Source organism: Acinetobacter sp. WCHA55, assembly GCF_002165305.2.
Taxonomy (GTDB): Bacteria; Pseudomonadota; Gammaproteobacteria; order Pseudomonadales; family Moraxellaceae; genus Acinetobacter.
On sequence record NZ_CP032286.1, the window covers coordinates 1,430,289 to 1,456,242 of the forward strand.

Consider the following 25,954-nt stretch of genomic DNA (forward strand, 5'->3'; position numbering starts at 1 on the left):
AGAATTACTTAAATTAAAGATATATTGCCGATACTAAACTGTAAAACATTGTAATGATTAAAAATTTAATGATTTTAATCGAAATATTAAAATTAATTTATTATTAATTAAACTACAATAGTCAACCCATCTTCCAAATTAAAATAATTCCTTTTTCAAACTTCATTGACTAGCCACGTTTTGGCTAGTCAATGAAGTATCTGTGATTACGGCTCACTTAAAACAAGCTGCTTAACTTTAACCGCTTTCTCAAAGTGATCTAGTTTGTGATGCATAATCCACCACTGAGCAGCTTCCATCAATAGTTCTGGATTATCATTTTTATTCCTGAAGAAAGCGTAAAAGGATAGACCTACATTTTCTCCCTTCTTCTTAATTTTCTCGTTACATCCACGAATAAAAATTTCTTTTAATTCATCTCTCATAATTTGATCCATCTTAATTATTCAATTTCTCTAAAACTTGCATAACTGCAGATAGATTTAATTCACCGTCCCTAACACTGGAATCATTCTAGGTCCAGCCTGTCTAGCCTTGCCAATAATCTCTACCAGCTCATCATAAGTCAGTTCAAACTTATCCTCACTGTCAAAGACGTAAACCATATTCTTGTCTTTGAATTCCTCTGGTGTCGGTGGCACAAAACGCTTAGGGATTAGAATCTGCGTCAATTGTTCATTTGAAAGTTTAAATAAATGCATAGTTTTATCTCACTCTAAAGAGTTCATTCCATTCGGTTAAATAGTTAGGGGATTTACGTTCTTGATTCATTTGCCAGTGTTCTTCTTTTCGCCCGCACAAACCCAACGACAAAGTGTTTTTGCCATACTTGTGGGTGATGTGATCTAAGGCATCTGAGAGCTTGGCTCGTTTAATCTGTAGCGAATAATCAGTAAATAGGTCAGGGGAGAATTTCGCTTTGGGGATGATCTCCATCAGGATGATTCCTGCCTTCTTATACTTAAAGCCGGGTTTGAATACCTCATCAATGGCCTGCATCGCTATGCGGGTAATCTCTAAAACATCATCGGTATGCTCAGGCAATTGCATAATGACGTAAGGTGTGTATTTCTCGGCCTTATCGAAGCGACCAGTCTGAATGAATACTCCAATCATCTTGCATAGGGACATATCATCACGCAGTCTTGAAACAGCTCTTTGCACATATAAACGCACTGAGGACTTGATGTTTTCAATGTCATAGATGGGTTGGCCATAAGATTGGCTGCTGATGATTTGCTTTTTAGCTGGGGCATCACTTTCAATATCGATGCATGAGACCCCATTCAGCTCTCGTACGGTCTTTTCCATGACAATACTGAACTGCTTTTTAATTTCTATAGGATGCGCTTGAACCAAATCCAAAACGGTACGGATATTCATTGCATTGAGCTTTTTACAATTCTGCCGACCAACACCCCAAACCTCACCAACGTCGACTTGGGCAAGCATGGCTTCAGTAGAGCAAGGGTCCATATCGACCAGATTGCACACCCCATTAAAGAACTTATTCTTCTTGGCTAGGTGATTAGCAATTTTGGCTTCAGTCTTTGAGCGGCCAATCCCCACGCAGCAGGGCAAAGTAAGCCACTGCCAAGCGGTCTTACGAATGTCTTGGGCATAGTCGGTTAAATCAAATAAGTGTTCATAACTGGTGAGATCCAAGAAGCATTCATCGACTGAATAAATCTCCTGTTCTCCTGGTGCAACATACATCCCCAGTAAAGTCATAAAGCGACGTGACATGGCACCATATAGGGCAAAATTACTGGAGAACACCTGCACGTCATGCTTCTTAATGATGTCTTGAATCTGGAATACTGGCACACCCATTTTAATACCAATGTCTTTGGCTTCTTGGGAGCGCGCCACGGCACAACCATCATTACTCGAGAGAACAATGACCGGACGATTATTGAGGGATGGATTAAAAATACGTTCACAACTGACGTAGCAGTTATTCACGTCCACTAACGCGAATATACGATTTTCAGCTTTCATTTTTTTATACTTCTTATTTGCTGGTAGAGCGTCTATAAAATTGCTTGAGGTTGAAGGTAACAACCCCTTGGATAGAGATAGATTGGCTGTCTTTAGGAATAATATGCTCGTAAGCTGGGTTTTCAGCTCTTAGCCAAATAGGGGGAAGTTCATAGTCTTCATCCCCAAACATTTCTTTGATTTCTTGTTTTGACATCTTAGCGGTCATCATTAACCGCTTTAACGTTATTTCACGCTCATCGATGAGGGCTAAAACGATATCTCTATGCTGTGCTGTAATGCTCTTATCAACCAGAAAAGGGTCATCTATTTCAAAGCCAGCGTAAAGCATGGACTCACTATCAACCCGTCCCATGAACGTGGAGATTGGATTGAAGATGAGAAAGTCATTTAAGTCGATCGACTTGTCGATGTGATCTTTGGTACCAAAAGCAGGACCCGCAGAAAAACGTTCTAATGCAGACGGAATTTCGAGGTGGGTTTTAATTGAGATTTCTTTAAGATCAAACTTAGAACCTAGCTCATGCTCTTTTTGTATTTTTTGAAAGACAGCATTGACGGTAGGACTAGGAGCACCATCAGGGCCCATAAGTGTTTGAAGGAATGACCAGACGTCATCCGAGAAATAGATCGGTAGTTTCTTTGACATGTTTGACTCCTACGCTACGAGGCGTGTTTGGAACTGAACTCTTTTTTAGGATAGTCTGCGCTGAATTAAATTTCAAATTTAAAAGCTGTGGATAATCAAAGGGCATTCAAATTAAATTAGGTTGAGTACCATTTTCAGATAAGCGGGATTTAGGGAAGGTGATGTACTCATCCTGCATTTCAAAGAAGAACTCATGCGCCTCTTTAAAGCTGCAGTTGAGCCATTCTTCACGGTATTCATCAGGGATTACGATGATCGAACGCTTCTCATCAGTAGGCTTATGAAATTGCTTCATGAAGGGATGTTTATCGGCATTGATAGTGAGCATGCTCATCGATCGGATTTGCTCACCTGCAATTACAGCATTCTCGTAGATGGCTGCAACGGTAAAGGGCATACTATCCTCACGTGCAATGCCATACCAGTGCGATTTCCCATCTATGTATTTTGGCTCAAAGATAGTTTCGACAGGGATTAAACCAAATTGAGACTTATACCAAGCCTCTCTAAAACTTGGTTTCTCGGCGACCGTTTCAGTCCGGGCATTATAGGTGTACTTACCGAAACTCTTTTCTTTTGCCCACTTAGGAATCATCCCAAAATTAACGGATCCCCACTCAACCTTACCCTTATTGGAAAAGATCAAAGGCGAGGGGAAGTTCGGAAATATATCTTCAGGGAACTCCAGTTGATCAGGTTCAGGCAGATCTAACAGAAATGCACGATTCTTTCTGATCGCTTCAAAGTTTGCGCACATATACTTACCACTTTCTTATTTTTAATTTTGATACGTGAATTTTTGAAAATCGTACAAGGGATCATTATATCCAGTTTTTCAATATATATTGTCCCAATCTACAACATGGAATTTAATGTCATACATTTCACCTGCATCACTAAAGTTACAAGTAAGTTTTAATTCAAATCTCTCTGTCTGTTCATATCCCTCAGCATTCAGGAACTTTATCCCAATATCACTAATATTGTACCTTAGCTTATTGATAGAATTTTGATCAAATTGCAGTCTAATAAGTGTAGGTGTATTAGCTGAAATTGGACGTAAAGACATTTCTTTGTACCTATTTAAGGGTTTAAATTTGTTATAGGTATAAAGTGGAATAAAACTATCAAATACAATTAAATTACACTTCATTAAATCTTTATCAGATTCACATTCGAAAGTTAACAAAGTTGTCAATCCAAATTGTTCATCATCAAATGACGTGACAAGAAAATTGGAAAATTTAAATTTTGGTTTAAGGATCTTATTTCGTGCCTGTCGTTCTTCAATTAACATTTGAAGTTGCTTTTCTGCAATTATTAAACTTTTATCTTGCTGTCTGAAATTCAGAACCAACCACAAAAATGCTAAAGGAGAAAAGATTCCAGCAAGTAGACTACCAAAACCACCAAAGTCAATTGTTGATTGTTTGATAAAAACATTGCCAAACAAAAACTGGTCAGGTTTGGCGAAAAAGCAAATAAAAATTAAATAGGCTAAGAATATGACTGTTATGAGGTAGATGGCCCAGCGTATCCAGTCAATTTTCTTCAGTTGTATATTCATAAATTAAGCTTTCTAACTAATTTTAAAATTCGCGTTATCTTTTCATATTTTGCCAAATATTATGAAAAACGTCAGCGCTACTTCATTCAAAGATTTGATGTTTATGGTATCTAATGATCTTTGTCAGGAGAGCTTATTATGGTTACTATCATGAGGTTTTATCTTCAACCTGAAGGTTGTTTAATATTTCTCTTATATTTGAATTGTAGATTCTTGCTGAAAAGTCGCTAAAATTTTTCACTTCAGTACCTGAGTTGTTTATGAACTCCTGCACATTTTTAAACTGTTTTAAGGGTTTGTTTGTAATTCTAGAATGTTCATTAATGTAATATTCTATAACTTTATGAACATTTTCACTTTGCCCAGTCACAGCACCATAAGCACGTTGAGCTTGAAGGTAACTAGAGAAATTAATTTTTACTAAAATTAAGCCATTCACTACCTTTTCCATTTTGGGAAGTAGATCTTGATAGTAAGGAGTACCAGGGGTTATATGATACGTTGCATCTGCGATGCTATCTTCCAATGATTCAATATCAAAAGCACATAAAGTTAAAGAGTGATCAAACTCTGAAAACTTTTTGTATGTTTCTAAAGAGAACTCGTTTCTTACAGACTTATTGTGTTGTACACGCCAATCATTAAAAAGTTTTGAAGCTACATAAGCTGCAGTTAATGTCGCCAAGATTGCTAGAAACGATGCTGTAGAGGATACTGCTTCTTTAAGAGGGTTTGGTGTGTGTTCAAGCCTATAGCCAATCCACGTAGCACCAAGAATTAAAACAAAGAAAATAATAAAAATTGCGCAAATGTTAATTATTCTAACAGGTGTATTCATTATGGCTTAAATCCAAATTATTTATTAATTACAAGGCACTACCTAATTTTTTTTCAATGAAGCACTTCACTACAGCCTCAATTGCCGTATCCCCAACTTGTTCAGCTTCTCGGCTATTTGCACGTGACCCAACATAAAAAGCAGTCCATCTTGAGAAAGAGGGGGATATGCTAATACTTTCTTTTCTATTAGCTTTCCACATAACTCCCAATCGATCGCTGGCACTGATTTTACTTTCATTGCTTTAGCGAGGGCATGAGGAAGTTGGTTAGGGGTTAGATCTGATACTTTCATAATTTATGTGTTCCAGCTATCTACAATGTTTGCCCAATCTTGCATCATCTTTCTACGATCCGCCAAATATTTCGCATGGTTATATGATGCACGGGTCTTATTTGCTTCAGCATGCGCCAGTTGTGTTTCGATCCAGTCAGCATTGTAGCCAAGGCTGTTTAATTCAGTCGATGCTGTAGCCCTGAAGTCATGAGCTGTCACTTGATTTAGGCCAATATAAGTAAGCATTTTATTGAGAGTAGTTCTAGAGATCATGCAGTCTCTTTTCTGTGGAGAAGGGAAGACATATTTTTGGTCATTCGTAAAAGCATATTGTTCGTTCAAGATATTGAGTAATTGATCAGAAATAGGAACGATATGAACTCTATTTTTTTTCATCGTGCGTTCTTGTTTTAGGCGTCTTGAGGCTTTGGGGAATTTGATAATCTTCTCCTCAAAGTCCACAAAACTCCACTCCATTTTTCTTATTTCAACAGTTCTGAGCATAGAGTAGAGCATTGCTAAACACGCATTCTTAACTGTTGTAGAACCTCCATAACTATCAATTTTTTGTCGTAGTGAATTCTTCTCATGCTTTTCAAGTGGTCGAGCATGTTCAACCTCAGGGGTTTCAATGGCCTCCCTTACAGCATATGTGGGATCGTTCTCAGCGCGTAGAGTAACAATGGCATAACGCATAACTAAACCAATGAATCTACGATTACGGTTGGCAGCAGACTCACCAGTGCCATGTTTCCCTTGGCTTAATACACGTTCAACTGTGTTTTTCATAATGGATAGGATATCTGCTGAGGTAACATCCTTTATTGGTTTATTGCCAATGGCTTTATAGACATCCTTATCCATCGAATTATTGAAACGAGCAATATAATCCTCTGATTTATATTTCATCTTCTCTTGAACGTATTCTTGCGCGATTGCTTTAAACGTATTGTTAGTAGCCAGTTCCTTTTCGATTCTATCTTTTTTCTTTTCTTCAACTGGGTTTAAACCCTTAGCAAGTTTGGTTTTTGCTTCGTCTTTAAGCTTGCGAGCATCTTGAAGTGACACTGCCGGGTATTCGCCAAAACTTATGGTTCCTTCTTTTCCATGTAGGACAAACTTGAATCGCCAAATTTTCTTACCAGTTGGGCGTACTTCAATATATAAACGTTCAGCATCAAGTATTCGGTAGGATTTTTCTTGTGGTTTTAAAGTTCTTACTTTTGAATCTGAGAGCATACGGGTAACTTGGTAGTAGAAATACGTTACCCGTGAAGATACCCGTTTTTATTGCGGATTAAAATAGAATGAAAAAGACTAAAATAGACTGTAAGTATTATTATGTATGGCTTTGAATGGATTTTAGTAGATTGTAACGGATTAATACAGACTCATATTATCGACATTATTCAGGATGACGATTTTCATAGTCAATAACTTCTGTAATTACATAAAATAAGAAATATCAAGATTTATTTAATAGAGAAATGTAGTTATTTCTCGTATAAATCTCAAAAACAGCGGAATTCGATTAAGCTATTATGCGATAAGAAGAGTGGAAAGTATTGTCTATCGGCAATTATTTTTTAAATTTGCCAATTATAATAAAAGGGAGCGCCTGCAAAATGGGTTATCAGAAGATCATCGTTCCTGCGGATGGTAGTAAAATTACCGTAAACGCAGATTTATCATTAAATGTTCCAAATCAACCGATTATTCCTTTTATTGAAGGCGATGGTATTGGTGTCGACATTACACCAGCCATGAAAACTGTAGTAGATGCAGCAGTACAAAAAGCATATGGCGGTAAACGCTCGATTGAGTGGATGGAAGTCTACTGTGGTGAAAAAGCCAATAAAATTTATGGCTCTTATATGCCAGAAGAAACTTTTGATGCGCTACGCGAGTTTGTGGTTTCTATTAAAGGGCCTTTAACAACCCCTGTTGGCGGGGGTATCCGTTCTTTGAATGTGGCGTTACGCCAAGAATTAGATTTGTATGTCTGTGTTCGCCCTGTACGTTGGTTTGAAGGGGTACCATCACCTGTTCAGCATCCTGAGCTGACTGACATGGTTATTTTCCGTGAAAATTCAGAAGATATTTATGCAGGAATTGAGTGGAAAGCTGATTCTCCTGAAGCAAAAAAAGTAATTAAGTTTCTCAAAGAAGAAATGGGCGTGACTAAAATCCGCTTTGAAGATAACTGTGGGATAGGGATTAAGCCCGTATCGAAAGAAGGAACGCAGCGCCTTGTCCGTAAAGCTATCCAGTTTGCGATTGATAATCATAAGCCGAGTGTGACCTTGGTTCACAAAGGCAACATCATGAAATATACCGAAGGGGCGTTTAAAGAGTGGGGCTATGAACTTGCGATGGACCGTTTCGGTGGTGAGCTGATTGATGGCGGGCCATGGGTCAAAATTAAGAATCCGAAGAATGGTAAAGACATTATTATAAAAGATGTGATTGCTGATGCATTCTTGCAGCAGATTTTAATGCGTCCTGCGGACTATTCAGTGATTGCGACTCTAAACCTGAATGGTGACTATATTTCAGATGCACTGGCGGCTGAAGTCGGAGGGATTGGTATTGCGCCAGGTGCGAATATTGGTGGGGCGATTTCTGTTTATGAAGCCACGCACGGAACTGCGCCTAAATATGCTGGTCAAGATAAAGTAAACCCGGGTTCTATTATTCTTTCTGCTGAAATGATGCTACGGGATATGGGCTGGATAGAGGCGGCAGATTTAATCATTAAGGGTATTTCAGGAGCAATTGAGGCGAAAACGGTCACTTATGATTTTGAGCGTTTAATGCCGAATGCAACCTTATTACGTTGTTCGGAGTTTGGTGAGGCTATTATTGCGAATATGGAATAAACCTAAAGCTAAAAATGATAGAAACCCGCATTTGTTGCGGGTTCTTTTTTTATAAGTTGAATCTAGCGGTCGAAATATGTTTGCAATGTAAGACTAGGTTAAGGCATTCGTGCTTTAGGTGAGTGAAAGTACAGTCTAACAATTCGATAGTTTGATTTATAAAGGGAAATTAGATTTGTCATTACATTGAAGTACTTTGATACAGCTTATAGCTTGGGTTTTTGAGCCAGTGTTGTATGGTGGTCTTTGTCGAATGTTACGGCAGATGATCAAAGGAGTAGTCTCGTGGCTAATCAACAAAATCAGCAGCAGAACAATCAGCAACAACGTCAACAGCAACCGAACCAACCGCAAGAAAAGCCAGATCAGCAACAACAGCAACAACAGCAACAGCAGCCAAATAAAGGCCAGCAAAAACAACCGAACCAAAACCAACAGAATCCAAATCAGCAACGTTAAAGCTGTCGTGATTTAATGAATTTATTTAAAAACGTAGCACGGAGGAATCGCGCAAAAGGAATTGAACTAACAGGAGGACTCTATGTCGAATAATGTTGTGAAAACATTAAAACAGAAGATCAAAGCTCGTTTAAAAAAGATTTCTAAGCATCAGTCTAAGCTGAAAGCCTTGGAGAAAAAACTGAAGAAACGTAAGTAAATTTACGTCATTTAATTCATCTTTTAACCAAAGCCCTCATATCAAATGAGGGTTTTGTCGTTATTACATATATAAGATATCTTTCAATATATGAAGTATTTAGTATGAATAAGTAATTTTATCTTATTTGTATATCTAAAAATTAGCTGAGTAGTTGAATCATGTCTCGTTTAGTTTTGAGTGGAGCTATTTTAAGTACAAGTCTGCTGATGATTGGATGTCAGCCACCTGCTTCGGGTGAAGCAGCAGGTTTGAGCTACCCCTATTTATATTGGCAGTTATATAAAACGCCTTTAGCAAAAAATTTAAATGTGCCTGTACAAGGTGTAAGCCACAAACAGATACAGGACACTTGGGGGGCTGCACGTGGTCAGGGACGAAAACATCAAGGTATTGATATTTTTGCTAAACGTGGTACGCCTGTGTTAAGCGCCACATCAGGCATCGTCTTGGATGTCGGGATAAATAGTCTAGGTGGACAAGTGGTGTGGGTGATGGGGCCAAATCTAAGCCGTCACTACTATGCGCATTTAGATGCCTATGCGCCTGATATTCAAACGGGTGATTGGGTTGAAGTGGGAGAGGTATTGGGTTATGTCGGAAACACGGGCAATGCTAAGAATACGCCACCACATTTGCACTATGGAATTTATAAGACTGGACTCTGTACACGACAAAAATAGATAACTCATTGAAATAATGTCACAATAATTGTTTTCTAACGACGAATACTATGACACATCTCAATGAGTTATATCTTATCTTAAACAAATCTCTAAAATGGAACAAGTCACATTTAAAGTGCTTTGCGCTCATCATGCTTGTGATTATTTTAAAGCAAACATGTAATCTTTCTTCTGCATCTAAAGCCTTGCCCATCAAGTGTTTACCACAATCATTTTATCGACGTATGCAGCGCTTCTTTGCAGGTCAGTATTTTGATTATCGTCAAATTTCTCAGTTGATTTTCAATATGTTTTCATTCGACCAAGTGCAACTGACTTTAGATAGAACCAATTGGAAATGGGGAAAACGAAATATTAATATCCTGATGCTCGCAATCGTTTATCGTGGAATAGCGATACCTATCCTTTGGACATTGCTTAATAAACGTGGAAATTCAGATACGAAAGAGCGTATTGCTTTGATTCAACGCTTTATAGCCATTTTTGGTAAAGACCGTATTGTGAATGTGTTCGCAGACAGAGAGTTTATCGGTGAGCAGTGGTTTACATGGTTAATTGAACAAGACATCAACTTCTGCATTCGTGTTAAAAAAACTTCATTGTCACCAATCATTTAGGAAAGAATCATAAAATTAGTGATTTATTTCGCCATCTTAAAGTTGGTCAAATTGAATGTCGTAAACGACGGATTTTGGTTGGTCGGGTGAAACTATATATAAGTGCACTACAGTTAGAAAATGGAGAGCTTTTACTCGTCGTTTCTCCTCAGTTTAATGCCAATGCTATTCAGGATTATGCATTACGCTGGGAAATTGAAACCTTATTCAGTTGTCTCAAAGGACGCGGGTTTAATCTTGAAAATACGCGCTTGACAGACCCTAGACGAGTGAAAAAATTGATTGCGGTGTTAGCTATAAGCTTCTGTTGGTGTTACTTAACGGGTGAATGGCAACATAATCAAAAAAAAGCGATAAAAATAAAGAAGCATGGACGACTCTCAATGAGTTTATTTCGCTATGGTTTAGACTATGTTCAAATGGCGATTCAGCGTTTAATTGGTTTTGGGAAAAAAGAAGAGTTTAAGGAAATTTTGGCAATTTTAAGAAAGCAGAATCCTGATAGGATAAGGGTTCTGTGAAATTTGTCGTGTACAGAGAAGACTGGAAAAGGGGCAGTGAATCCTTATCCATATTTAACTTTAAATGCATTGAAATAACCGAGCTTTGATCTGCAACTGTAAAAGTTCAAATGTGTTAAATGTATTGATCTTGATAGCTCATCAATGGAGTTCTTTTTCTTCTTATACCGTTCATTTGTAATATTTAGAGGTGAGTAAAAATATCACCACGTATTTAACAAGGGTCACTCCCTATAATGTAACCTACTAACGCAAGTGGTTGTTCGACTTTCTTTTATATGAAGGCTTAAAAGGCCTCCTTTTTACTGGTTGGATTGGAGGTAGAGGTCGTACGGGTAAAATAAAACAATTGCAGTGTTCCTAAACCGAGGACTCCCGCAGCAAGCATAAACTGAAAGTGATATGACCAACCCAAATGCTGCAAGGTACTAAAACTTAAACCACCAACCAGTTGTACCGTTGCAAAGCTAAGTGTTGCCATACTCCACAGTTTTTTATAGGCCAAGCCATAAAGTTGTAAGATGGTGTAGGAGGTGAGAAAGACCACTGCAGGGTTCAGTAGGCCTGTGAGAAATGAAGACAGGAGCGTAAATACAGGTGAAAAACTCAGAACTGCAATAAAAACTGCCGTAATATAGACACTGTATAAAATCTTTAAAGCCAGAAAGTTGCCAAATTTACGTGCTAAAGCATAAGCTGTCGCAGCACCTAGAGCACTGCCTAGGCCATATAAAATCCAGTTAAAATTGATCCAATATAAATTTAGCGTTAAAACATGGCTTAAATAATCAATCCAAAACAAAGAATGGGGAATATACGCAAAGGCGCTACAGGCATACACAATGAGTAAGCTATAGTAAATTTTATTCACTGTATGAGTTTGGGGCTGGCTCGTAGGAATACTGTGCAGTTGCTTTTGGAAAGGGCGAACCAGTGTCCATAATAACCATGTCAAGACAAATGCAAAGCCACAGAGAATGAACCAGGCGCTGCTGATAGCAATGCGATCTAAATACGGCATAAACAACGTGGCTGCCAATACACCAATCCCGATTCCGCTAAATCCAATCAGATTAATTTTAAAACGATGCTGTAACTCACTGCACTGCGCCACAATACTGGGCGATAGAATCATCAGCAAACCACCGCCGATACCTGAAATGATGCGCCACACCAAATACCAAACTTCATGAAAATGTGAAAATGCACAGGCAAACAGGCTGATTGAACCAAACAGCGCAGCAAAAATGATATAGATCGGCATTTTTGCATTTTGTGGCAGCTTCATCGCCCAGAACGCGCCGATCAGATAGCCCAGTAGATTGGCACTACCGAGTAGGCTGGCGAAATTGTGTGACCATTCATAGGCTTCACGAGTAGACGGCAGTAGAGCGGTATAAGAAAAACGTAAGATGCCAATCCCCAAGCACATGCTCAGGCAGAGAAAGAGACTCAGTTGTACAGTGCTCGAGAACGTCCTGTTCATCATTATTTGATTATTTGTTTAAAAAACACACTTGAACTATAAGATGAAATTTACAATAAAACAATCCAGTGATGTTCGTCTTTAGTCGAGCGGAGTAAAGGCGAAGTCAATTTAATCAGTGTCTTTAAGTGTATTGATATCCACTGCATCACCAATGGTATAAAAATGTCCGCCTGCAACATGATGGATGCTTTTCCATTGCTCTGTGGCTTCATGGTAGTACCAATGCCCATCTCTAAAAACGCGATCATCTGCATAAGCGGCAATGACTTTGCCAATAAATAAGTCATGTTGCTGTTGATTATGCGGTTCAGGAATGAGTTCGCACAGAATCCATGCGCTACAGCCTTCAACCACTGGGGTAGGGCTGTGATTAAACTGAAACAGTTCGACCCCACACTGACGCAACTTTTCAGGAGCATCATATTGACTGATCATGCCCAGTGCATAGACCATTTTTAACTGTTTAAGTGTAGGGACTTGCAGCGCAAATAGACCTGATTTTTCAACGATACTGCGTGTTTTCGTAGATTTATCGAGGACGACCGTTACTTTGGCGGGGCTAAACTCTAGGGCACATGCCCAAGCCGCAGTCATGACATCGGTGCTTTCATCATCTTGACTGGAAACCAGCACGGTTGGTCCGTGGTTGAGTAGCCGATATGCTTTTTCTAAAGGAACGGACAGAATGTGAGGATTAAGCAGAGATTGATTCATGTAAAAGAACACTTTAACAGCCGTTTTAAGTGCTTTATACCACATTCTAAAACTGCCGATTCAGTCTAAATTTGTACATTCAGTGGGGAATGTGGCGCAAAACCGTAAGGCCGTTTCAATTTTGATTTATAATTATGACAGCATCATTTAGGGAAACAATATGAATATCCCCTTAATCGTCAATGTCATCATTTTTATTGCATTGCTTATTTTACTTGGTCGAACCCGTAAAACCGATTGGAGTTTAGCGAAGAAAGTACTGTCAGGTCTCTGTCTTGGTATTGTTTTTGGTCTCGCTTTACATGGGTTTTATGGTACGCATTCGCCTGTACTGCAAGAGTCGGTACAGTGGTTTAATGTGGTCGGTAAAGGCTATGTCAAACTATTACAAATGGTGGTAATGCCTTTGGTGTTTGTTTCCATTCTAGGCGCTGTGATCAAGCTGCACGATGCGGGTTCATTGGGTAAAATTAGTTTTATTAGCATTGGAACCTTGTTATTTACCACCGCGATTGCAGCATTTGTCGGTGTGATGGTGACCAATCTGTTTGGCTTAACTGCGGCAGGTTTGGTACAAGGGACACAAGAAACTGAACGTTTAAATACGATTCAAACTGACTATGTCGGGCAAGTGGCTGATTTGCAAGTGCCTGATTTATTTCTGTCATTTATTCCGAGCAATCCTTTTGCCGAGCTGACAGGGGCACATCCAACCTCCATTATTAGTGTAGTCATTTTTGCAGTGTTTTTAGGCATTGCAGGCTTGAATCTAATGAAAGCGGATGCTGAGAAAGGGCAAAAGCTGTTGTCTGCAATTGACATCTTACAAGCGTGGGTCATGAAGTTGGTGCGTTTGATTATGATGCTCACGCCTTACGGTGTGTTCGCACTTATGACCAATATTGTGGCCAACTCTAAAATGGCGGACATCTTAAACTTAGGTGGCTTCTTGGTTGCGTCTTATATCGGCTTGGCGATTATGTTTATCGTGCACGCCGTGATTTTGGCGCTCACAGGAATGAACCCAATTCAGTTCTTTAAAAAGGTTTGGCCTGTGCTGACCTTTGCGTTTACTAGCCGTTCAAGTGCTGCCAGTATTCCATTAAATATTGAAGCGCAAACACGACGTTTGGGTGTACCTGAGTCAATTGCCAGCTTTTCAGCCTCATTTGGTACGACTATTGGGCAAAATGGCTGTGCGGGGCTGTATCCTGCAATGTTGGCTGTTATGGTCGCACCGACAGTTGGCATTAATCCACTCGATCCACTTTGGATTTTGACTTTGGTTTGTGTCGTGACCTTGAGCTCGATCGGGGTGGCTGGTGTGGGTGGTGGTGCAACATTTGCAGCACTGATTGTCCTGCCAATGTTGGGCTTGCCTGTGACTTTGGTTGCATTGCTCATTTCAATTGAGCCTTTAATTGATATGGGTCGTACAGCTTTGAATGTGAATGGTTCGATGACCGCAGGTGTCGTGACCAGCCAAGTCTTAGGTCAAACAGATAAGCGCATTTTTGAGCAAGACAATGTGGACTTAAAAGAAGTCTAAGCTGAGCAATATATCGCTTATGAACTGAAAAGAAGCCTATCTTAATGATTAGGCTTCTTTTTATTGGGCGTGTATCCATAAATGACGGAAAACTGTATCTACTTTTTTACCCAGATTTTTGCAAAATAAAGCCTCAATTTAGGAGAAAAACGATGAAAATGTATCAAGTCGATGCCTTTACAACTGAATTATTCAAAGGTAATCCTGCAGCTGTGATTGTGCGTGATGAATGGTTAGCAGTAGATTTGATGCAGAATATTGCCTTGGAAAATAACTTGGCAGAAACGGCTTTTGTGAAAGTCATTGATGCTGAAAACTTTGAAATTCGCTGGTTCACTCCTCAGGTTGAAGTGGACTTTTGTGGGCACGCGACTTTAGCCAGTAGTTTCGTCCTGTTTCGGGATTATACCGATGCCAAACGAATCCAGTTTCATGTAAAAGACTTGGGTATTTTTATCATTGATCAAGATGCTGACGGCAAGATTCATATGAATTTTCCAATTCGTGCACCGCAAAAGTTAGAAGACTATCCTGGGGAAATTCATGAGTTGGTCGACTGTGAAATTAAAGAAGTCTATTTAAATCCACAGGCTTATATTTTAGTATGTGAGTCTGAGCAGGCAGTTAAAGATGCCAAGCCAAACTTAGATAAAATTCGTCAAATGGCAGAAAAGCATAAAGTCAGTACTGCGATTACCGCCAAGAACTTGGATGTTACCCTGACTTCAACGTCGCAAGATTATGATTATATCGCGCGTTATTTCGCGCCACATAAAGGCATCAATGAAGACCCAGTGACAGGCTCGATGCATACAGGTCTTGCACCCTTGTGGGCAGAGAAGTTAGGCAAAACCTCATTGCTTGCCTATCAGGCATCGAGCCGTGGAGGATTGCTTTACTGCGATATCCAGTCTGAAACACGGATCCAAATTTCTGGCTATGCCAAGTTATATATGACGGCTGAATTGTACTTAGATTAAGTTGTAATTCTCTTAAAATAAAACTACTGGTGAAAAATAAGCATTGATTAAAATGCTGTTTTTCACCAAATTACTATAAAAAAAATTTCACTTTCCTCTATGATGTTGAGAATCATTCATATTTTGTCGAATTATTTGGAAAAATAATGTTAATGCGTTTTAAAACATTGAGTTTGTCGGTATTGCTACTTGGCTTTGGGGGCACAGTATGGGCACAACCCGTATTGGTAAAATCGGAACAGAAAATTGAAGAATATAAATTAGATAACGGTTTACGCATTATTCTTGCGCCAAACGATAAAGAAAATAAAGTGTATATGAATATGGTCTATTTGACTGGTTCATTGAACGATCCTAAAGGAAAGGGTGGTTTAGCGCATCTATTGGAACACTTAGCGTTCAAGGGAACTAAAAATGTTCCAGGAGACGAGTTTCAGCGCCGTTTAGATCAATACGGTTTAATGAATAATGCCAGTACGGACTATTATTCAACCAAATATATTAATGTGGTTCGTCCTGAACAAAATGCAATTAATGAGCTGATTCATCTTGAAGCTGAGCGTATGGATGGTTTGGTGCTCCAAGAAAAATATGTACCGTCTGAAATTGCGATTGTAAAACGCGAGCGTGAAGTCCGTATGGATCAGCCTTTTTCGGTACTCATGGATCAGATGTGGAAGTCCGCTTATGGTAATCAATATTTAGGGCGTTTGCCGATTGGTGATTTAAACGAGTTACAGTCAATCAAAATGGCTGAACTGAATAAGTTTTATCGTGACTGGTATGCACCGAATAATGCGGTGTTTGTCATTTCAGGGAAGTTTGACCAAGCAGCTGTACTGAAGCAGATTGATGAAAAGTTTAGTGTGATTAAAGCGCGCGCTGTGCCTGCGAAAGTCAAAGTGCCTGTCTTAGATGCCAGCAAGATTAAAGATCGCCAGTTTGTGGTGAAAAAAGGCAGTAACTTCGCCAAATACAATATTTACCTGAATGGTAAAAACGAGAACATTAAGACTGCGTTGGCGGTGTCACCGTATTTATATACCATGCAACCCAGTGGGCATTTGTATCAAAGCATCGTAGAAACGGGAACGGCGACAGCTGTTCAGTCAACCACATGGTTAGACCAAGATTTTAATATGGTGTTTATGGGCGCAGTTTATGCCCCCAACCATGACGTGAAAAAAGTCGAGTCGGCTTTGGTTGCTGGGGTAGAAAAAACACCAAGCTTCAACGAGGTTGAACTCAACCGTGTGAAAAGCATGATTAAAAATGCACAAGAAAGCATGTTCAGTAGTGCAACGGCAGTCGGTGGCATGCTCAGTGACTATGTGGTCTCTGCCAATGGTGATTGGACACAATACTTTAAAGATCAGCAACAGTTACAACAGCTTACCGTTACGCAAGTCAATCAACGCTTAGATGACTTTTTGATCCCAGAGCATCGGATTTCAGGCACTATTTTGCCAACCCCAGAAGATCAAAAAAAAGCACTTGAACAAGCGGCAGCAACCACGCCTACAAAAACTTTAGATCAGCAAGCTGTGGCTGAGGAGCCATTGAAAGATGCAAGTGTGTATAAAGCTGAAGTGGCTGAGTATATAAAAAGTTCAAAGCAATATTTAGAAAGTGCTGAAAAACAAATTCAGCGTGGCAAGCTAAAAAATGGTATGCAATACGCGCTGTACCCGAGTACCACACGTGATGATAAGACCTATGCCACCATTTCGATTGATTTTGGTACGGCAGAAAGTTTGTTTAATAAGGCCGAGCTATTAGACCTGACTTCTTATTTATTGCTCAGAGCGTCAACTCAATATAGTTTGCAAGACATTGCTGATCATTCTATTGATGCGAGCGGTGGAGCAAGTGCCTCAAGTAATGGTAACGGCATCAATATCTCAATCGTGGCGAAGAAAGAAAAGTTTGATGAGTTTTTTAACTTTGTTGTAGATGTCCTTAAAAATCCAACTTTTGAACAAAGCCAGTTTGATTTGATTAAGTCACAAAGCTTAGCAAGTCTAGACCGACCTTATACGGAGCCTGAAACTGTAGCAGCTTTAACCATTGCGCGTTTACTTGAAACTTATCCAATTGGGGATATTCGCCATCATTTTGAACCTGAATATGCCAAGAAGCAGTACCAAGCAGCAACACAAGCACAGGTTAAACAGCTGTATCAGCAATTTTTTGCAATGAATCATGCACAAATTTCGGTAACGGGTGTGATTGATACGAAAAAGATGAAAAAGACTTTAAATCAGGCTTTTGCAAACTGGAATTCAGCAGCGCCTTATCAGCGAATTACTTCTGACTTTACGGCATATAAAGCGCAGCGAGTACATGCACTGTCAGAGCAGCGTGAATTTGGTAGCTATCAGAGCATTATGACGTTCCCTGTTGGCACGTATCACCCAGATGCACCTGCTTTACAGGTACTCGAGCACATCTTAGGTGAGTCGCAGTTGTCCTCTCGTTTGGCGCAAGAGCTACGTGAAAAGAATGCCTTGGTCTATGGTTTTGGCAGTAGCATTTCGCTGGATGACTGGACGGAGTCAGGAGCGCTGACGATTGATGCAAACTATAGCGCAGGCAAATCAGCTCAAGTGTCTCAAGCCGTGTATAAAGTGTTGAATGAGTTACTGGCAAAAGGCGTTACTGAACAGGAAGTTGAAGCTGCCAAGGCCGATATTTTGAAAAAGCGTGTGACTGCACTTGAAGATAGTCGCAATATCCATCGTATGCTGATTCCTCAAATGAAGCGTAATCGTACTTTACTGGATCGTGAGCAACGCGATTTAGCTTTAGCAAAAATTAGCAAGGCTGATGTTGATGCCGTAATTCAGAAATATATTAAACTGGATCAGTTGGTTGAAGTGATGGCTGATCAATATGGCAAAGCGCAGCCAGCGTTGAAAAAGTAAAAATTTCAGTTCTCATCTAAAAAGAACCCCCTCAAAATAGAGGGGGTTCTTTTTGTCATAGGTTTTAGAAATTAGTTTTCTAATCAAGCCGATAAAACTGTTTGGCATTGTGGTGAAATACGCGCTCTAAAGCATCAGGGTCATAGGCTGCGACGACATCACTAAAGGCATCAATAATATTGACCAATGATGTACTGACCGAATCCATCGGAAAGTTAGAGGCAAACATCACCCGATAGGTGCCAAAACAGGAGAGGGCATGCGTAATCATGGGATGTGCCAGATCAAAGACTTCTTGTTTGGACGCCAGCCGGTCTTCTTTATGAAAACGATGTCCTAATACTGGCATGAAGAGTCCCGATATTTTGGTATAGACATTTGGACAGCTTGCAAGCTCAGCTAAGTCGTCTTTCCAACGGAAGAAAATATTTTCCCGTGCCGTCTGTGTCATCCCTGTATTTGCGCCAATTGGGCCAAATAAACCTGCGGGTGTCCCCAAATGGTCTAGCACAATGGAGGTTTCAGGGAACTGCTTGGCCAGATAAATCACATCTTCAAGCTGTGTGGAATAAACCCAAGCATCAAAACTCAAGTTGTATTGGGACAGTACTTCGAAGCCTTTGAGAAATTTTTTATTGCGATATAAGTGTGGCTCATTTGTCCACGCATGGATTGCTTTGTCTTCATGAAAAGACGCCATTTTACGAATACCACGAAAGTGTGGTGAAGCTTTATGGTGTAATTTTAGGATCTTCTTAAAGTTACGATCACGCGGGTCAGCTGTTGCGATTATGCCACCCAATTTGACCGTATCTGCCCCAAAAGCTAAAGACTCGATAAACTGAGTTTCCTCAACCACCCCTTTGCCTTTGCTGTGATGCCAACTGGCTTCGACATGTACCACTTGTTCTACTGTGTATGGGCCAGTATCGTGTTTATAGTCATGAGGCAAATAAGGACGTGTGATATGACGGGTTAGACCGACAGTTTCAATCAGATCTTTAGGTTGCACCAAACGAACCATTTTGTCCAAGAGCTTAGGATGCTTGCCCAATAATTTGACTGCCAAAGCCGCTGCATGTGGCGTGTTATAGGGGTCCCACTGGTGAATGTGCGGATCAATGAGTGCAAAGTCCAAATGCTGCATGTTTTTCCCTAAATTATATTCTTTCAGGATTACCTTACTGCAAATTGAGGTATTGCAACATTGTATTTGATTTCAAATACGACGAAATGAAAAAAGCCTGCACGAGGCAGGCTTTAATTGATCAGTGATCGTGTTTGTGGTCATGCTTATTGGCATGAAATTCTTCGTTATGACGGAAACGAAGATAGTTTTCAAACTGTTCACAATATTCATCATAGTTGTCTTCAAGCATCATTTGGAACTGCTGCAAAATATAAGACATCACTTGTTCTTTGGCATCACGCATTTCGTCGCCATCTTTAAAGTTGTTGGCTGCTACCCACGTGTTAAAACGGGCTGTACCAAACAACATTGCTGCGCTGACTTGTCCACGCATTTCAGCAGGTTTCACTTGTGAACCTTTTTCAGCGCGACAAAAATCGTTTGCTTGCTTAATAAATTCATCTGCACGTTCAAAGAATTTAGCATTCAACGCTTCTTCTTCGGTGACATCTGTTGCTTCAATCTTCTGAACCATGAACTTGTCCTAAAATACATAAATAACTCAGACTGCATTATAGGCAAAGCCTTGCAGAAACTAAACCTTTGCCTTAATCTAAAAATAGCCTAAGCAGTAAAATAGAGAATATTCATGCAAGACGCGATTGCGGTACAAAGTTTAAAAAGTGATATTGCATTATTGCGTCAAAACATTTGGCCACCACAAAATTTAGCCAATGTTGAAGGCTTACCGATCTACTATGGAACGAAAGCAGAGGTCGAGGACTACTACCGTCAGTGGACGGGTTTGATTGAGCGAGCGCAAGATTTATTCCAACCCTTTATGGAAGATGAGGTACTGGACGCGATTCATTTACCTAGTCATTTAAACTTACCGCTGTTTTATTTTCATGTCGATCGTATTCGGATTAATAAAACCCGTGCCAAAGAGTCTAAAAGTTTTCGTGGCATTGCAAGCTTAATCGAAAAATGTGGGCAGTTTGAACCCGAGCAAATTCAAGCCATGCGCATTTGGTTAGATAGCGATGATAACGCAGCCTTGGTTGCGCATAGGGAGTTTATTGACCTCAGAACCTATGTGTTTCAGCATGGGCAGAGTGAATATACCCGTACCCGATTTTATGTAAATGGTATCGTGTTAAGTACCGAAGCACACTTTGAGTTGGTCGATGCGCGAGACAAACCACGTAAACAGCGTAGCGATAGTTATAATGATCCACTCGCAGATAACAACACGTGGAAAGTATACGGCAAGTATCGTTGACTTAGGTGCTTGCAGAATTCACTTTTAGAAGAACCTTTCACTGCTGATGTGTGTTCTGATTTAAACGTCTATTTCAACTTTTTGGTTTGACTGAACTGCATCAACTGTTGTTCAAGCAATTTCAGCATTCTACTTTGTTCCGCAGCAATCCAGCCCGCAGCAAAACTATAGGCAACATTGGGTTCTGTAGCTTGTTGAAATAAGGCGTCTGCAACCACCAAATCATTATAGTGCCCCAAGCTTTCTTGCACTACTTTGAGTTTTTTTAAATAGGTTTTTAACGCTTTTGCGTCGAGTAAAGACGCCACAAACTCAATGCTATAACGCAGTTGCTTGACTTGTTTGCGAATACGGTGTTTTTCTTCATCCTCAAGCTGGCTAAAGTGCTCGGCATGTGCACATATTTTATCGTGTAAAGCATGGATTACTTTAAGTGCATGCTTTTTCAGTTTGGCTTTTGAAGGCGAATCTAGTTGTTGCTCTGTAAATAAAATCAATTCAAGCCAAAGTTGCGTCGTTTCGGGTCGCTGGAATAGGGCGCAGACATCAGTGATGACTTCTGTACTTGGCGCAAGATGGTCTAATGGATAACCTGCCTCAATCAGTTGAGGAAGTAAATCTTCATTTAAGGCATCAATGTCGCGGGTTCCACCTAAGGCTTGAAAAATAGTGGTGAGTCCCGTTTTCCAGTGCGGTTGAATGGCATCCGACCATGCAGAAAAACTTTTCAGTGCGCTACGTAATCGGCGGATTGCCACGCGGGCTTGGTGGACATGCTCACTAGAGTATTGCTGTCGCGCAATTGAACTAGCATTAGGGAGTAGGTGCTGTAAGCAATTAGCCACTATGCTTTGCAGAGCCTCAACTTCGCTTGAGCTTCTGTCCAGTGCAAGAGATGTTTGATACTGTGCGGGAAAGTAACTTTGCTGACGGACAGCTAGAAGCCCATAGTCAGATTTACTGTGTGTGTCGAGCAACAGTTGATACTTTTGAATCCAAGGCCGTATAAATGCGATAAGATCCTCTATAGAGCCTTGTTTTAATTCAAATTCGATCTCGAAAATATCTACCCTGCTTTGTGCTTTAAAAATTTTTCCAATATCGAGTGCAATCTCAACTGTACTGTTCCCAACATCCTGCAAAACACGTAAACGTTGGATGTTGGTTTCAAAGAGCAACTTAAGGGTTGGAAGTGGAAGCCCCAAAGCGCGCTTTAATTGTTTATAGACAGCAGGATAAGCATCATAGCTATGTAAGTCGAGAGTCGTTGTTTCAGGTGGTGCTATATCAAATTCAAGTTCAAATCGACTCAGCGCTTTAGCGTTGTTCACGGCTTTGAAGGTTTGTTTCCATTCATCATTTTCCTGACGACGTCGAATCGCGATGCAATGTTTAGCAAGAGTTTGCTCAGCTGTATCAAAATATTGTGCTGCCAGATGAATCGGCTCAGCCTTGAGCAGTGTAAAAGCTTTTTGTAAGGCCTTACGCTTCTTAACTGGAACTTGGAACTTAAACTCAATCTCTTGCATAGCGCTGACTCATAACGACCTGCATTTAACTATATGCTAAATCGAATAAAAAAAGAGCGGATTTGAATAGATATAAGCTAAAAGACCAGAAACAGTGTGATAGAGGTCACTTTTAAAATAATGAGGTGGAAGTTAAAAGTATGTGGATTAATAAGTACTGATGGTTGCCATGAAGTGACGATAACTTTATATTGAGTAGGGGTGTATCGCCTTGATTTTTAAGAATAAAAATTAATATAAAGCCTGTTTTTTTGCCATTTTGTTATAGATAAATTAGTGGTATGAAGATCCAACCACGTTTTCTATCTTGCTTTTGCGGTTTGTCAAGCTTTGTGGACAGGTGATAGCAGTCATGTATTATCATGACTGCTTTGGTATACAGAGCGTTATTTTAAGAATTTGCGGCTGACCAAGAATTGCTCTGTCGCTTCTAAAAGTTTATCGGCATAGACTTCAAGTTTTGCCGTGAGCCAGCCTAAAACAAACCAATCACTGGCTTCAAGTTCGGTCTGTTGAATGTACGCAGCAGAGGTCGCTAAGATTTGATATTCATGTGCAGCTTGTTGGGCATCATTTAATGCTTTGCTGTATTTCTGCAAATTTTTCACATCATAAATTGACGTTAGAATAGGAAAGCTAAACTTCAATTCCTTAATTTTCTGCGCCAATACATCTAAGCTTTCAAAGTGGCTAATATCCGCAGCATTTAAGCTTTCTTGTAGCTGTCGATATTGGTTTTGCAGGGTGTTGTGTGCATAGGTTTTTAAATCTTGCTTTTGCACTTGATCATGTGAACTTAAACTAAAGGCCAATAACTCAAGATAATGATGGACGTTCTGCGTCGATTTAACTAAATTTCCAAGCTTTTCTTGAACATATAAAATGTCTTTGGCAAGATTTTCAGTGGTGGTTGGATTTTGTAAAAATGCACCTAAGGTATCTTGCATGTGTTGCAAATGCTGTAGTTGGTCGAATTGATGCTTAAATGCGCCCAGTTGCATCGCCCATTTATCAGAAATATTGCTATTCCAGTCCTTAAACAAAGCTAAGGTCAATTGTAAGTGCTCTAAAGCGGTTTGTGCTTGATCAATATGGCTTTGCTCAGCAATACCTGCCGAAATTGCGGCAATATTGGGCAGTAAGTGCTGCATTTGCTGACCAATCAGTAAACTCAGGTTATGTGCCGCACTTTCTTTTTTTGATAAGATAAATTGCTTTTCAAAGCGCGCTGGACTCACTGTTTGCTCAAGTGCCAGTAGGTTACCCATTTCGGCTTTACTACGAACATCTAACCACAGTTGATACTTCTTCACCCATTCAAAACTAAAAGCCAAAAGCGACTGCACAGAGCCTGATTTGAGTTCAAACTCTACTTCATGGATGGTCTGTTCTCGACCAGATGCACGAACCACACCGACATCCAAACAGACTTCAATTTCAGCATCTTCAAACTCAATAACGCGATAGGTACGTTGGATGTCCGTTTCAAAGGTGAGCTTTAACGCAGCCGCATCCGATCCTAAAGCTTGGGTTAAAATTTGTTGTGCCTCTGGAATAGCTTCATAAATACTGAGGTCGAGTTCAGGAGATGACTCTAACTCACCCAAATTGCGATTATGTTCAAAACGGTGTAAATGACTTTTACCTGCGGCTTTGAGTGTTTGAATCCAGCAAGTGCCTTCAAGACGCTGACGCAAAGCAGCGCCGTGTTGAGCCAAAAGGCGGTCAGGCGTATCAAAATACTTGGCTTGAAGATGAATCGTTTCAGATTTTTTAGGATCTAAAGCTTTAAGAAGGGCAGTACGTCGTGCTTCGCTAATCTGAAATTTTAATTCAATTTCAACCATGAAAAATTCCTAATTTGAGGGACTAAGTCAGTGCCAAGCCTTTATGTATTTAGATGCATGATCTGTAGTTTGTTTTTATGTGCGCTAAAGGCACATCAATAGATACTCGGATTGTAGCGAAAAAGAGACCGTATGTAAGACTTGACGATACAATAAAATAAAGTTGCCGTGAGAGATTGATCAAAAAACAATTCTGTTTTAGTGGAAGCGTGCCCAGAGGCAATTGCACTTTGCAGACTACATATTTTCAGCTATGTTGGTAGAAAACCATCAGGATGATGAAATATGAATGCTCAGGTTGAACCAAAACAGGAAAACGATGCTGAACCAAATTTTCAGTTGCCGATTAAGGACTATCACCAGTTTTATCGTTTTTATCTAACAGAACACCGTAATATCATGAGTCGTCGGTTGCATGTAACGGGCAGTTCGATTGGACTGTACTTTTTCTCTAAAGCCATACTTCAACTTAAGCCACGTTATTTTATATACGGCTTAGTCTCTGGCTACGCCTGTGCATGGGTAGGTCATTTTGTTTTTGAAAAAAATAAGCCAGCCAGTTTTAAACAGCCTTTGTATAGTTTTATTTCGGATTGGCGCATGTTTTCCGATGTTTTACGCGGCAATTTAAGTTTACAAGATCGTACCTTGGACAAAATTCCAAGTTAGTGAAGCACTTTGTGACTTCATTATGACAATTTTATGAAAAGCTTGAAATTAACAGTTGCAAAGTCAAGATGAATGTTCTAATAATGATGTCGTTGTTTATATTTTCATCAAGTTATATATAAGTGCTTTGAGTTGCAAAGTACTTTAGTTTTCCAAGCCTAGAGCGACCTTCTCTAGGCTTTTTTTATATGGATTTTAAATAAAATATGCGGCTTTTTAGCTTTTATGATGTTGTTTCAACACCACTGGTTTAAAAAGCTAAAAAGCCGTATCAGATCGCTGCATATCTTTTATTCTTGTTATAAAGTTGTTGTTTTTATTTTATTCTTGTTGCTTTGTGTATCCATTAAACTGCGAAAGCGGTGGGACTACTATCACTGAAAATAGGTATTTTTATATAGTCTGAGCTTGGTCGCGGGATTTTTGTGCAAAACAAAGCATCTCCAGCCCCAATACTTTAAAGAATCAGTCACCATTAGCTTTATAATAGAACGACATAACCCAAAGGTAGAGTTAAATGCGCGGTTTATATTTAATTACAAATGATGATCCTTTAGAGCTACTTTTGGCTAAGTTAGAAGGCGCAATGGCAACACGTGAAGTTGCCATTTTGCAGTATCGCCGTAAAAAAGTACCTAAAGAAGAACAGGCTTACGAAGTCGAGTATATGAAAGCGATGTGCGCTGAGTATCGTGTTCCTTTTGTGATCAACGATGACTTAGAAATGGCAGTCAAATATGGTGTTGGTGTGCATTTAGGGCAAGGTGATGGCGAAGTTGCCGAAGCTGTCGCGCGCCTGCCAAAAGATGTCGTAATTGGTCGTACGTGTTTGAACTCGATTGAGCTAGCTGAAAAGGCAATTGCTGAAGGTGCAACGTACGTCGCTTTTGGTGCAATTTACGCAACTGAGACCAAGCCAGAAGCAGGCAATATCGGTTTGGAGACTTTAAAGGCAGCCAAAGCCAAATTGAATGTGCCGATTTGTGCGATTGGTGGTTTAACCGTTGAAAATTCAGGTGAAGTGATAGAAGCGGGTGCCGACCTTTGTGCGGTGATTAGTGATATATTAGGGCTATCAATGTCTGCGATTCCTGATCGTATAGAACAGTGGGCTGATTTATTTGCATCTAAAGCTTAAGCGTTTTTAGAT

24 protein-coding genes are annotated in these 25,954 nt (G+C 39.8%); 10 read left to right on the forward strand and 14 right to left on the reverse strand.

Annotation, left to right across the window (positions count from 1 at the left end; translation table 11 throughout):
- Positions 1-206: 206 nt before the first annotated feature.
- The 8 genes from CDG62_RS09760 to CDG62_RS09800 form a co-directional block, all read right to left on the reverse strand.
- Positions 207-425 (reverse strand): DUF6500 family protein, encoded by a 219-nt coding sequence (locus CDG62_RS09760; RefSeq protein ID WP_087528884.1) that lies wholly within the window; start codon positions 423-425, stop codon positions 207-209.
- A gap of 57 nt (positions 426-482) precedes the next feature.
- A complete protein-coding gene (locus CDG62_RS09765) occupies positions 483-701 on the reverse strand; it encodes a hypothetical protein (protein ID WP_087528875.1) in 219 nt (72 codons plus the stop codon).
- Positions 702-705: 4 nt separating this feature from the next.
- Positions 706-2,001: a Y-family DNA polymerase gene (locus CDG62_RS09770; protein WP_087528876.1), complete on the reverse strand. Its 1,296-nt coding sequence runs from the start codon at positions 1,999-2,001 to the stop codon at positions 706-708.
- A gap of 13 nt (positions 2,002-2,014) precedes the next feature.
- Positions 2,015-2,650, reverse strand: coding sequence for a LexA family protein (locus tag CDG62_RS09775; protein ID WP_087528877.1), 636 nt, complete (start codon positions 2,648-2,650; stop codon positions 2,015-2,017).
- A gap of 106 nt (positions 2,651-2,756) precedes the next feature.
- Positions 2,757-3,407 (reverse strand): SOS response-associated peptidase family protein, encoded by a 651-nt coding sequence (locus tag CDG62_RS09780; protein WP_087528878.1) that lies wholly within the window; start codon positions 3,405-3,407, stop codon positions 2,757-2,759.
- 78 nt (positions 3,408-3,485) lie between these two features.
- Positions 3,486-4,217 carry a hypothetical protein gene (locus CDG62_RS19460; RefSeq protein WP_087528879.1) on the reverse strand — a complete coding sequence of 244 codons (732 nt, stop codon included), beginning with the start codon at positions 4,215-4,217 and terminating at the stop codon, positions 3,486-3,488.
- A 148-nt stretch (positions 4,218-4,365) separates the two neighbouring features.
- Complete coding sequence (locus tag CDG62_RS09790; protein ID WP_087528880.1) at positions 4,366-5,055, reverse strand: hypothetical protein; 690 nt, start codon at positions 5,053-5,055, stop codon at positions 4,366-4,368.
- A gap of 297 nt (positions 5,056-5,352) precedes the next feature.
- A complete protein-coding gene (locus CDG62_RS09800; protein WP_087528881.1) occupies positions 5,353-6,570 on the reverse strand; it encodes a tyrosine-type recombinase/integrase in 1,218 nt (405 codons plus the stop codon).
- Between the two features lie 386 nt (positions 6,571-6,956).
- On the opposite strand from CDG62_RS09800, the gene icd reads away from it, so the two are divergent.
- From icd to CDG62_RS09815, 4 genes are all read left to right on the forward strand, one after another.
- Complete coding sequence (gene icd, locus CDG62_RS09805; protein WP_087528882.1) at positions 6,957-8,210, forward strand: NADP-dependent isocitrate dehydrogenase; 1,254 nt, start codon at positions 6,957-6,959, stop codon at positions 8,208-8,210.
- A 285-nt stretch (positions 8,211-8,495) separates the two neighbouring features.
- Complete coding sequence (locus CDG62_RS19335; protein WP_162904027.1) at positions 8,496-8,669, forward strand: hypothetical protein; 174 nt, start codon at positions 8,496-8,498, stop codon at positions 8,667-8,669.
- Between the two features lie 360 nt (positions 8,670-9,029).
- Positions 9,030-9,551, forward strand: coding sequence for a M23 family metallopeptidase (locus tag CDG62_RS09810; protein WP_087528883.1), 522 nt, complete (start codon positions 9,030-9,032; stop codon positions 9,549-9,551).
- 50 nt (positions 9,552-9,601) lie between these two features.
- Positions 9,602-10,692, forward strand: a protein-coding gene (locus tag CDG62_RS09815; RefSeq protein WP_085940648.1) for an IS4-like element ISAba1 family transposase whose coding sequence is annotated in 2 segments (ribosomal slippage) — positions 9,602-10,142 and positions 10,142-10,692 — 1,092 coding nt in all. Because the reading frame shifts where the segments join, the coding sequence is not laid out codon by codon here.
- A 286-nt stretch (positions 10,693-10,978) separates the two neighbouring features.
- On the opposite strand, the gene CDG62_RS09825 is transcribed toward CDG62_RS09815, so the two are convergent.
- Together CDG62_RS09825 and CDG62_RS09830 are read right to left on the reverse strand one after the other, a co-directional pair.
- On the reverse strand, positions 10,979-12,181 hold the full coding sequence (locus CDG62_RS09825; protein ID WP_087528834.1) for a YbfB/YjiJ family MFS transporter: 1,203 nt from the start codon (positions 12,179-12,181) through the stop codon (positions 10,979-10,981).
- 108 nt (positions 12,182-12,289) lie between these two features.
- Positions 12,290-12,895, reverse strand: coding sequence for a flavin reductase family protein (locus tag CDG62_RS09830; protein WP_087528835.1), 606 nt, complete (start codon positions 12,893-12,895; stop codon positions 12,290-12,292).
- Between the two features lie 160 nt (positions 12,896-13,055).
- Here CDG62_RS09830 and CDG62_RS09835 point away from each other — a divergent pair, with 160 nt between their 5' ends.
- The 3 genes from CDG62_RS09835 to CDG62_RS09845 all read left to right on the forward strand — a co-directional run bounded on the left by CDG62_RS09835 (position 13,056) and on the right by CDG62_RS09845 (position 18,348).
- Positions 13,056-14,444 carry an L-cystine transporter gene (locus tag CDG62_RS09835; protein WP_087528833.1) on the forward strand — a complete coding sequence of 463 codons (1,389 nt, stop codon included), beginning with the start codon at positions 13,056-13,058 and terminating at the stop codon, positions 14,442-14,444.
- A gap of 152 nt (positions 14,445-14,596) precedes the next feature.
- The gene (locus tag CDG62_RS09840) at positions 14,597-15,424 is read left to right on the forward strand and encodes a PhzF family phenazine biosynthesis protein (RefSeq protein WP_087528832.1); all 828 of its coding nucleotides are present in this window, start codon (positions 14,597-14,599) and stop codon (positions 15,422-15,424) included.
- Between the two features lie 146 nt (positions 15,425-15,570).
- The gene (locus tag CDG62_RS09845) at positions 15,571-18,348 is read left to right on the forward strand and encodes a M16 family metallopeptidase (protein ID WP_087528831.1); all 2,778 of its coding nucleotides are present in this window, start codon (positions 15,571-15,573) and stop codon (positions 18,346-18,348) included.
- A 79-nt stretch (positions 18,349-18,427) separates the two neighbouring features.
- On the opposite strand, the gene CDG62_RS09850 is transcribed toward CDG62_RS09845, so the two are convergent.
- Both CDG62_RS09850 and CDG62_RS09855 read right to left on the reverse strand, forming a co-directional pair.
- The gene (locus tag CDG62_RS09850; RefSeq protein WP_087528830.1) at positions 18,428-19,495 is read right to left on the reverse strand and encodes an amidohydrolase family protein; all 1,068 of its coding nucleotides are present in this window, start codon (positions 19,493-19,495) and stop codon (positions 18,428-18,430) included.
- Positions 19,496-19,616: 121 nt separating this feature from the next.
- The gene (locus tag CDG62_RS09855; RefSeq protein WP_087528829.1) at positions 19,617-20,012 is read right to left on the reverse strand and encodes a DUF3144 domain-containing protein; all 396 of its coding nucleotides are present in this window, start codon (positions 20,010-20,012) and stop codon (positions 19,617-19,619) included.
- A 114-nt stretch (positions 20,013-20,126) separates the two neighbouring features.
- On the opposite strand from CDG62_RS09855, the gene CDG62_RS09860 reads away from it, so the two are divergent.
- Complete coding sequence (locus CDG62_RS09860; protein WP_087528828.1) at positions 20,127-20,759, forward strand: hypothetical protein; 633 nt, start codon at positions 20,127-20,129, stop codon at positions 20,757-20,759.
- Positions 20,760-20,827: 68 nt separating this feature from the next.
- On the opposite strand, the gene CDG62_RS09865 is transcribed toward CDG62_RS09860, so the two are convergent.
- Entirely contained in the window at positions 20,828-22,288 is a 1,461-nt protein-coding gene (locus tag CDG62_RS09865) for a CHAD domain-containing protein (protein ID WP_087528827.1), read from the reverse strand.
- A gap of 386 nt (positions 22,289-22,674) precedes the next feature.
- Complete coding sequence (locus CDG62_RS09870; protein WP_087528826.1) at positions 22,675-24,135, reverse strand: CYTH domain-containing protein; 1,461 nt, start codon at positions 24,133-24,135, stop codon at positions 22,675-22,677.
- 285 nt (positions 24,136-24,420) lie between these two features.
- Between CDG62_RS09870 and CDG62_RS09875 the strand changes: the two genes are divergently transcribed.
- Both CDG62_RS09875 and thiE read left to right on the forward strand, forming a co-directional pair.
- Positions 24,421-24,804, forward strand: coding sequence for a DUF962 domain-containing protein (locus CDG62_RS09875; RefSeq protein ID WP_087528825.1), 384 nt, complete (start codon positions 24,421-24,423; stop codon positions 24,802-24,804).
- 517 nt (positions 24,805-25,321) lie between these two features.
- Positions 25,322-25,942, forward strand: coding sequence for a thiamine phosphate synthase (gene thiE, locus CDG62_RS09880; protein WP_087528824.1), 621 nt, complete (start codon positions 25,322-25,324; stop codon positions 25,940-25,942).
- The last annotated feature ends 12 nt before the right edge of the window (positions 25,943-25,954 follow it).